Source organism: Nocardia wallacei, from assembly GCF_029868745.1.
Taxonomy (GTDB): domain Bacteria; phylum Actinomycetota; class Actinomycetes; order Mycobacteriales; family Mycobacteriaceae; genus Nocardia; species Nocardia wallacei_B.
The window spans coordinates 1-9,568 of the sequence record NZ_JARWOP010000384.1 but is presented as its reverse complement, the minus strand read 5'-3'; the positions used below and the strand labels follow the sequence as shown (position 1 = coordinate 9,568).

9 protein-coding genes are annotated in these 9,568 nt (G+C 67.7%); 1 reads left to right on the top strand and 8 read right to left on the bottom strand.

From position 1 onward, the window contains the following. Positions 1-323: 323 nt before the first annotated feature. Positions 324-1,277 carry a hypothetical protein gene (locus QH470_RS36740; RefSeq protein ID WP_138456831.1) on the top strand — a complete coding sequence of 318 codons (954 nt, stop codon included), beginning with the start codon at positions 324-326 and terminating at the stop codon, positions 1,275-1,277. Positions 1,278-1,478: 201 nt separating this feature from the next. On the opposite strand, the gene QH470_RS38405 is transcribed toward QH470_RS36740, so the two are convergent. From QH470_RS38405 to QH470_RS36705, 8 genes are all read right to left on the bottom strand, one after another. Next, on the bottom strand, positions 1,479-1,718 hold the full coding sequence (locus tag QH470_RS38405) for a DUF4314 domain-containing protein (RefSeq protein ID WP_218017685.1): 240 nt from the start codon (positions 1,716-1,718) through the stop codon (positions 1,479-1,481). Positions 1,719-1,740: 22 nt separating this feature from the next. Continuing rightward, positions 1,741-2,202, bottom strand: a complete 462-nt coding sequence (locus QH470_RS36735) for a hypothetical protein (protein ID WP_043736127.1) — start codon at positions 2,200-2,202, stop codon at positions 1,741-1,743. 76 nt (positions 2,203-2,278) lie between these two features. After that, positions 2,279-3,088: a hypothetical protein gene (locus tag QH470_RS36730; RefSeq protein WP_043736128.1), complete on the bottom strand. Its 810-nt coding sequence runs from the start codon at positions 3,086-3,088 to the stop codon at positions 2,279-2,281. 53 nt (positions 3,089-3,141) lie between these two features. Beyond that, the gene (locus QH470_RS36725; RefSeq protein WP_043736129.1) at positions 3,142-3,387 is read right to left on the bottom strand and encodes a hypothetical protein; all 246 of its coding nucleotides are present in this window, start codon (positions 3,385-3,387) and stop codon (positions 3,142-3,144) included. Positions 3,388-3,468: 81 nt separating this feature from the next. After that, on the bottom strand, positions 3,469-5,169 hold the full coding sequence (locus QH470_RS36720) for a VWA domain-containing protein (RefSeq protein ID WP_054814850.1): 1,701 nt from the start codon (positions 5,167-5,169) through the stop codon (positions 3,469-3,471). Between the two features lie 43 nt (positions 5,170-5,212). Further along, complete coding sequence (locus QH470_RS36715; RefSeq protein ID WP_043735057.1) at positions 5,213-6,388, bottom strand: AAA family ATPase; 1,176 nt, start codon at positions 6,386-6,388, stop codon at positions 5,213-5,215. A gap of 1,001 nt (positions 6,389-7,389) precedes the next feature. Continuing rightward, positions 7,390-9,159, bottom strand: coding sequence for a BTAD domain-containing putative transcriptional regulator (locus QH470_RS36710; RefSeq protein WP_054814851.1), 1,770 nt, complete (start codon positions 9,157-9,159; stop codon positions 7,390-7,392). A gap of 74 nt (positions 9,160-9,233) precedes the next feature. Then, on the bottom strand, positions 9,234-9,568 hold a 335-nt coding region (locus QH470_RS36705; protein ID WP_483243961.1), incomplete at its 5' end, for a DUF8176 domain-containing protein.

The following is a 9,568-nucleotide window of genomic DNA, read 5'->3' as shown; positions in this document are numbered from 1 at the left end:
ACACCCCAACGTCACACTATCACCCCGCCCCCCCCCCCCGGGGGGGCCCTGTGGGGGCCCCGCCCCCCGCGGGCCCCCTGCTCGTGGATGGTGGTCTCGGCGAAGTTGGTTCTCGACGAGCACGCGAGAGGATAAGCTCTCCTGCGGAGTGACAGGCCGCGCACGCGCTCCTCGTTCTCGCCTGAGTTGCCTCGCCCACGCCGGTTCGGTGACGTTGATGGCCAAGGTCCTTCCCGGGGCCCGCGTTCACACTTCCCCTGTTCGCATGCTTGTTCGTTGCAGGCAGGGTGGCGTGGGCGCCTCTGCCGGGAATGGACGAGAACATGCCGAAGAACAGCAGTGCGCGGCGGCGCCGTCGCGCTCGCAGGATCGCAGCCGAGGACGGCGTGCAATATGCCGAAGCTCTCCGACGCGGCGAAAAGCAGGCCGCGCAGGCACGCGAGCAGGCCGAGAGGAACTCACGGCTGCGTCCGTTGAAGATCAGCGTCGACGGGACCGGGAAGTATTGGCGCCGTGCCGATGCCGAACAGCTGGGGCCTGACGGCCTGGCGGATCCCACCTGCGAGGATGTCCTCGCCGCAGCTGATGTGCTGTTGCCGAAGGTCCACGCACTTCAGTCCGCCAAGTTGACGCCGACGACCGTGGTCGTGCCCTACTGGCAGCGAGACACACTGAGCCAAAGCGAGTTGAACGAGGAATTCCGCACGAAGGTCTCGCAGGTACTCGACGACCTGAAGCGCGTGCGTGCCGACGCCGAGATCCGCTGTGTCGAGTGGAGGACCGTTGCCGCCGCCTACTACGGAGTGGATGTCAAGCTGCGAGGGCTGGATCGAATCACCGGGGAGCGGCTGAGCGACCTGCTCGATTCCGCCCTGGACTCGGCTGCCGTGCTGTCCATGACGGCTGAAGCCGTCCACAATCGCGGGTGCCTGCTCGGCTCGGACCGTTCCCGTCGCCTGGGCTGGGGGTACTCACCATGTGGTGGCGGTGAGGTCCGGGTGCGCGTCCGGATCTTCGATGACGAGGTTATCGTCACCGTCCCCGGGTGCCCCCGGCACGCTGCCGAGGAGATCGTCTACTTCGACTACGAGGTCGAAGACGGCATGGTCGGTATCGAGGTGATGGGCGGCACGACCGCGGACCTCGATGTGATCTACGACATCACCGAACAGGTTCGCCGCGAGCGCGACGAACTCCGGCGAGAAAGGGAAAAGGACAAGTCCGGGAGCTGGACGGTACCCGTGCCGCCGTGGCGACGTGGCGCGGACTATTGGTGATCGCCAGTCGGGCCCTTCGATGACAGGTTCGCCGGTGTCATACCCGGCGGCGGGGTGGGTGCCCCAGTTGATTTGGGCCAGCCGGTCGCCAGGCGCGTGGTGGGACACCCGAACGCAGACAGCTGAACAGGGCGCTGACGATGCCCTGGGGCCGCTGGTATGGCGGCCCCAGGGCATCAGCGGTGCTGCATTCCGCGCGGGTCAATATGGCCCGCGTCTGCTGCTCCTGGTGTCGGCGGCAGCCGGGCCGGGTAAAGCGGCCCCTCGATCGCCAGGTTGTGGCGGCGAGTGCGTCGGAAGGATCTCGAACGGGTCGGATTCGAGCAGGATCAGTGATCTCCCGTTGTCCCAGTCGACAAAGATCTGGCCGGGGCATGAACTGGGGATCCGTGTCACCGTTCCGATTGTTCCGATTTCCAGCGGCGCGGGATCGTCGGGCATGAGCCCGGTGATACGAACGCGGTCACCGACGCGGGGTGTGATCATCGCGGTTGTTTCCTTCTTCTCGTTCATCGGCGGCGGGAATGGTGTCGTGCAGGTCGAGACGGAATAGCCCCTGCTCGTGTGGTGGCTGGGTCAGTGCATTGTTGCTGTCGGCGGCGCGGATATCGCTGGCGTAGAAACTGATGTCGAGGTCGAGTTCGTGGTCGCGAATGTTGTTGCCGTCGTGGTCGCGGAATCCGGCGACGCCGAGCCCGCCGTAGGGTGCCCAGTCGAGCAGCACGGTGCTGATCGAGGGATTGCGACGGCCGATCTCGGCGGTGATGATCGCGAGGACAAGGTCGGTGATGCGCTGTTCCCGTGCACGCCCGAAGGGCAGGTCGTACGCGGCTTCCAGCTGGGCGCGTAATGCGTCGGTGTGCTGGTGGCTTGGGGCAGGACCGGTGGCCGATGCGCTGCTCGTCGCAGATTCGTTCCAGTTCATGACGTGGCTCCTCGGGGCATTTTCGGTGGCCGCAGGTGATTTGGACGCGGTGGGTGGCGGGGCCGCCGGAGTGGGATCAGTGGGGGTGGGGCGTGGGCATGTGTGCCCATGCGGCGGGTAGCGGCCCGCCGGTGTCCAGGTGGCTATCGAGCGCGGCCATGGTGTCGTTGGCCTCGGCATACAGGGCTTCGAGCCGGTCGTGGTGGTCGGCGCAGGCAGACGAGTCCTCGGTGCCGTCTTCGCGGGTGCTGTAGCAGTCGATCTCGTCGCGGATGCGCTGTTGCAGGACGCGGAACCATGCGAGCAGTTCGTCGGAACCGGCCGGTTCGGCGGCGCTGTGTCGCTGAGGCTCGTCGGTGGCCGACAGCCCGGCGGCGACGACCCTGTCATCGAGTTCAGTCACTTCATGCAGCGCGAAGGCGAAGGTATGGGCGAGGTTTTCCACGGGTTCGCCGGGGTCGGGGGTGTCGCCATCTCGGAGTGCGGTGGCGATGGTGTTCAGCCGCCCGGCGAGGTCTTCGGCGTGTTCAGCGGCCTCGTGCCGCTTTCGGCGCAGCGCCTCCATCGCTTGGTCACGTTGGGCCTTCTTGAAGGTCTGCATCCGGTCTCGCCATTCGCGGGACGGTTCCGTATCGGCAGGCACCAAGGCCCACGGTGGCGCGAAGCCCCGCCTGCCGTCGGCTGTTTCGATCGCGCATTCCGCGACCTCGTCGTTGAGGTAAATGGAGCGGACCCGGCCGCGCCATGTCGGGTTGTCACGACCGGTCACCTCGTCACCGACCCGGATCGGGCACTCGGCCCCGAATCGGCTGACCTGATCGCCGGTGGTGTTCGCCGCGCTGACCGGTGCCTGGTTGACCGTCGGGGTGGTGTCGCTGTTCATCATGGCCGAACTCCTAAAGAGGTTGGTAGTGTGCCGATTTCGTCTCGGTCGGTGCGCTATGGGCAGTCGAGGGCATCCGTTGCGACACGCTTGGACAGGCCGAACACGTCGGTGCGCATGATCTCGGCGGTGCCGTCGCGGCGGAATCGGACGATGCGGACCAGGGTTCCGGCCGGTAGCTGTACGCCGTGGAACCAGATCGGCCGGGTGGTCGAGCCGATCAAGGTTTCGCTGTCGGATTCGGTGGGTGACTGCGGATCGGGTGCTTCCGCTGCTGTTGGCGTGGTGCCGTGGGTGTCCATGTTCTTGCCCCTTCGTTCGGTGGTGGGTTCGGCGCGGGCAGTTGGATCCCGCTGGTGGCTGATTGGCTGCCGCTACGGGAGTCAGGCAGTGCGTACGGCGGCGGTGGCCGCGCGGCCGATGGCGTGGGCGGTGGTAGCGGGGTCGGTGATCAGGTGCAGGTTCGCGCCGTTGAGGGGGTCGGGTGCCGTGCCGGTGTCGGGTGCCAGCCACAGCACGGCACAGCCGGTGGCGCGGAGCCGATCGAGGAGTTTCTGGGCGCGGTCGCGGTTGCTGCCGTCGTAGTAGCCGTCGGAGATGATCACCAGCAGGCGGGTGTTTTCCGGGCGCGACAGCTCGAGGGCACCGTCGAGGGCCTCGATGGCGTTGTCGATGGCGTGCAGGAAATCGGGGCAGCTGAATTGGGTGACCCGGGCGGGCGCGGTGCCCGGGTAGGTGATCGGTGCCACCGATGCGCCGAAGGTGACCGTGGCGGTAGCGGCGGGCATGGTGGCCAGCTCGGCCGCGCGGGCGATGATCCATGCGGCCGAGGCGACCGGGTCGGCGTAGTCGCTCATGGAACCGGACACGTCGCAGGCGATACCGACCCGCAACGGCGGGATCGGCACGGTTTTGCGGGTAGTCCGGGTGAACGGTTCGGCCGTGGGCAGCGCCCCGGCGGCGCGTTGGGCTTCGCGGGCCAGTGCGCCGCGCATCCGCAACCGGCCGGGCGGCAACGCGGAGGTGGTTTTGATCGTGGCGCGTTCGCGCTGTGCGGCGTTGTTGAGGGCGCGGGCCAGCACCCGGGCGGCGGCGCGTTCGTCCGGGTGCGGCGTGCGGGTGGCGCGGGTGCTGGCACTGGTGCCGGTCCCGTTGCCGTTGCCGAACACCTTCTGCGCCCGCGCCGCCGCGCGCCGTGCGGCACGCTGGGCCTCTCGTTGCGCGGTGGCCGCCGCTTCGGCAGGGTCGACCGGGACCGGTTGCGCGGCAACGGCGTTGCTGATGTTGGTGACGGTGTCACCGATCGCGGCGGACAGGACCGAGTTCGGATCCGGGTCGGCGTGCGGGTCGGGGCCGACGATATCGAGCCACCGTTGCCCGAGTTCGAGCATGGTGTTGGTGTCGTCGTCGGCCACGGTGTGGGCCTGCTGCCAGATCGCGCGCAACTTCTCGAGCTTGTCGCTGCCGAGGATGGACTCGATGACCCCGGCGGCGGGCGCGCATTCCGACGCGGTGAGGATGCCGCCATCCACGCGCCCCAGCAGGAGGGCGGCGTTGTGGGCGGCGGCATAATCGGTGGGCGGGATCTGGGCGGCGGCATCGGTGCCGCCGTTGTCGCCGATCACGATCTCGGTCGCGCTGGCGCGCAGCCAGTGCCGGTCATCGGGGCGGCGACGGATCTGGGCGGCCTCGATGCGGGATTCCTCCAACAGCAGGGCGGCCTCGACCACGGCCGGATTCGCCACCGGCGGCGCTTCCCACACCGAATGTTGGGCGTGGGCGCATTCGTGGACGAACGCGCCCCACACGGCGGCGTAGCGGGCGCGGTCGCTGTTGCGGTCCGGCCGCGCGGTGGCCGGGTCGATGCCGAGGCGGGTGCCGTCGATTTCGATGGCGGCGCTGTGGGGCATGAACACCGCCGGGTGCCCGTGCGCCGCGCCGGGGGCAATGGTGACGACCAGGTCGTCGCGGTCTGCGATCGGTGGGGCTTCATCGGTTAGGGCGGCAGACAGGGCATCCCATCCGGCGGTGGCGGGCGGTGGTGTGGGTGTGGTGGTGGGGTCGGCGATCAGGTGGCCGGTCATCGCGGGGGTTCCTTCCGGGCGTGTTCGGGCGGGCCGGGGTGGGTTAGATGCGGGGGCCGAGGGCCAGGGGTTCCAGCCGGGTGCCGAACACGGTGCGCACCACGTCGGCGACGATGGCGCGGTCGTCTTCGGGTGCGGCCCCGATCAGGTTCGCGGCGGCGGTGTTCGTGTCGGTGGCGGTGGCGATTTTCTGGAACGCCAGCAGTTCGCGCAGCTGGGGTGCCCACCCGATCTCGCCTTTGTCCTGTCGGGTGGCCAGGTTCCGCGCGGCGCGGACTGCTTTCGGGTCCACCCCGAGCTGTTTGGCGAGGTCGTAGTCGGAGCCGACCTGTACCTGGAACGCGAACCGGCTGGCGAGGGCGTCGGACAGGATCGCGCCGTGAACGCCGGGGTTGTGCCCGGCCACCACGAAGAACCCCGGCGCGACGGTCACGATTTCGCCGCTGTTGGCTTTGATCACGATCTCGCGGCGGCCGTCCATGGCCGGGTACACGCATGACAGCACGGTCGGCGGGATGAGGGTGGCGTCATCGATGAACAGCACCCGGCCCTCGCGCATGGCGCGGACCAGCGGCCCGTGCACGAACGCGAAGGTCCCGTCGGGGTTTTGCGTGTATTCCCCGACAAAATCGGCGACGGTGGTGTCGCAGTCGCCCTGGACCGTCAGAAGGTCGCCGTAGGCGGCCTCGATCAGCGAGGTTTTGCCGGTGCCGGGCGGGCCGTACAGCAGGACCGGGACCTCGTGGTCGCGCATGGTGCGCAGCACGTCCACATCGGCGCGGCCCGCCAGGGTCCGCAGGTGGTATTGCTGCCCGTTCGGCCGTGTCACGGCCGAACCGGTGCGGGCCGGGCTCGGGGTGCCCGATGGCGCGGCGGGGGCCTTACGCGCCCGACGGGCGGCGGGCCGCTTGGCCGGGGTTGCGGCGGGCGTGCCGGTGGCGGGTGCCGGGGTGGGGGCTCCGGTCGCGGCGCTGCTGGTGTTCGTGTTGGCGCGGTAGCGCAGCGGTTTGGCGCTGGTCTGGTCGGCGTGTCCGGCGGCGGTGAGGGTTTTCATCGCGTTTCCGATCGCACCGGATGAACGGCCGGTGAGTTTCGCGACTTCGCGGGGTGTGTATTCGGTGCCGGGGTTGTCGGTGAGGATTTTGGCGACCATGCGGCGCAGTTCGCCATTGCCGAGGCGGTTGGCCGGTGCGGGGGCCGGGCCGGTGGGGGAAGTCATCTCGTTTCTCCTTCGCACTGCACGAATTTTGTTGCGCCGCTCACGGCGGATCCTGGCACAGCGGTGGCGCGGTGGTCATTTCGGATTGGTTGACAATTCGTTTCCCCGGGGTGTGGGTCGACGCTATCTCGACTCATCCCGGGAATTCAACCCCGTTTTCAACCTTTTCTCAACCAATTTCCGCAGATCAGGGCAACAATTGCATGGCAAGCACAGAATGGAATGCGTTAACGCGGCCAGGCCGGCAGCAGACCGTACATGAGGAAACTATTGATTTGAAACCGATTGGAATGCATCGAATGAGGACGGATATCGATAGTTGAATAGCGGAGTCATATCAGCAGGGCCAGCCGAACGATGGCAGCGACGCCAGCGGGCCACGCCCGCCCCAACGTGTTCTTTCTGTTCCCTGCGGGTAATCCTGGGGAGCCAGTTGGGTCGGATAGTGGCTTCTAGCTGGTAGTTTGCGGCATCGGGGTGGGTTGATTTGACTGACCCACCTAGCGACCCGCCAATGGACCCACCTAACGACCCACCTAACGATCTCCACGATCAGCCAGGCCGCGATAACGCGAGCTGCACCCCCCGTGGCGGCGATCTCCGACAACCCGAAGAAATTGCGAACATCCACCCGTTGTGCCGTGAAATTGCCGTACGGAATCCCATTCTCAATTGAATTCCACAAATAGCGATCAGATATCCGCAAACCCTACTGGGCTAATACCTTACCCGACGAACGCCGAGAAGCACGCACACCTTCTGGCTATTATTGCGTACCGTCAATACTTGGCGGCGGGTGTCGCCTCGAATTCCCGAGGCGGATGTTAGCCTTTGTCCCGCGCGGATTCCGCACTCGAGTCAGGCGAGAGACTTCCCCATCCTCGCCTCCGCCTCATCAGACGAGCTTTTACCTTAGACCCAGCGTTTCCGCCTATCTCATCTCGAGTGTTCGCCGAGGCGTTTTCTCGGCCATTACGCATCTCGGATAGAAGACTCCGGTTTCAGTGCCGGGCTTGTTTTTGGAGCCTTTCTGCAAGGTCTCGTGTTTCTGCGGTGGGTTCTTCTCCTATTTTGGAGAGTTTGTGTGCCAGGAGGCCGAGTGTGCGTTCGATGGCTGTGTGTTCGCCGAGGCGGGCGTGCAGGCGAAGGATGTCGCGCCACAGGAGTTCGTTGAGCGGGTCGTGGTCGAGGGCGGTTTCGAGGAGGTCCAGGGCGCGGCGTGGGTCCTGCTCGACCACGGTGGCGGCCAGGGCGCCGACCGCGGTGATGGTGTCGCGGCGGGCGGATTCCCGGATCGGTGCTACCCAGTCCGCTGTGAGATCTGCGGCCAGGATCCCTCGGCAGGAGGTGTCGATGATGTGGCGGCACGCTTCACCGCGCTCCGTGCCGTTGCCCGCGTGGCGGCGTTGACGTACCGCGCGAGCGAACTGCTGGTAGTCGGTGGCGATGATGGTGTGGTCGAGCTGATAGCGGATGTGGTCGCCGGCCAGAATCCGGGGCACCGTGCCGTCGGTCGCGTCTCTGATGGAGGCGGTGAGTCGGCTGATCGCGGTGTTGAGTGCGTTGACCGGTCGGCGGGGGCATCGTTCCCCCCACAGATCGGCGATCAGGGCCTCGCGGGAAATCCCTTCTGGGTGCAGGGTCAGCAGGGCCAGCAGTTCGCGGCTCCGGGGCTGCAAGTGGGTGGTGATGTCGACAACGCCGTCGTCGCGGTGCCAGCAGACACGTAGCGGCCCGAACACCTCGACTGCCAGGGTCGGCCCACCCGGTGCCGATTCGTTTGCCGTGGTGGCGACGGGGGTAGCATCACGCGCAACGGGCACTGTCTCCGTAGGGGGCTGGCCGGTCTCGGTGACCTCGAGACCGAGGTCGTCTACTGGGGATACGGCCGGGGCGGCGTCCTGGCCCGGGATTCGATCGGGAACTGGCTGGCGGGCTCGATACACCCGGGGCGAATCCGCCCGGATGCAGACCCCGAGACCGTGACGCCACCGGCCCGGTAACCGGGGCCACGGTGACGGTTGCCGGCCTAGAAGCGGATTCGAGTGTGCTGGGGTCAGTTGTGTGTGCAGTGCGGCGGCAACGACGCGGGCAGCCGCTGCGAGCCCGTTGCGTCCTCGGCGGGAGTATCGGGCGCCGGTCAGCAGCGCTTCGGCACCGAGGCGGTCGAGTGGAAGCCTGCCGAGCACCGGGACTCCGAGAGGCTCGGCGAACTCGCCCGTGCGATCCGAGCCGACCAGCAGCACCGCGCAGCGCCGACAGCCGGCGGTGACCTCGCGGACGCGCCGGCCGGCGCGGACGGGGTCGGCGAGGTCGCCACGGACCACGACGATCAGAACGTCGGCGCCAGCGGCGATCGGAGTGGCGGGCGAGGCCGGATCGGCGAGACCGCAGTCGGCGATGACCACCAGATCTGCCAGCCTTGGGACTGCGGCGGCGGGCATGCTCACCGGGGCCGTCAGCGTCGCTGCCATGGCATCGGCACTTGGAGGTGCGGCGAGGAACGGCACACCCGAACCCAGCGTCTGGACGTGCTCCCACAACTGTGTCGAAACCGGAGAATCTCCTGGTGACTGGGTGGTGGCAGCGGCAAGGCTGGCCAGTCCGCGGTGCGGGTCGGCGTCGGCGAGTCGCGCGAGTCGTCCCCCGGCAGGATCCGCCTCCACCACGACAGCGGGTTTCGTGCCCGGCCATGCGTTGGCGAGGGCGACCGCGGTAGTAGTCACTCCGGTGTGAGGATTCAGTCCGGTGAGTGCGATCAGCACGGTCACCGCCCCCTTTGGTTGTTGGTCGCCGATCCAATCGTCACGTTGGGTCGACGATGGGGTACAGGGATGGGGCCCGGCTACTCGGACACGATCGCGGTGATCACCGAGTGCCGGTCGAGTTGTGTGGTGGAGATCCGTTGCCGCCACACCCGTGGTGCCGCACCGGGCGGGGTGTCGGTGATCTCGACCGCGTACAAGCCGGGGTTCAACCGGCGGATCCGGGCACAGTAGGTGGTGCCCAGCGGCGCCGAGTCGATGCCGGCCTGGATGGTGGCGGCATCCGATATCGCGGCGTCGGCCGCGGCCCCGTCGCGCGCGGGTACGCCGGCGCGGGCGGGGGAGAAGGCGGGCCCGAACGCCGCAATAGCCGCGGGCGGTCTGCGCCCCAGCCAGATACAGCTCTCCGTCGACG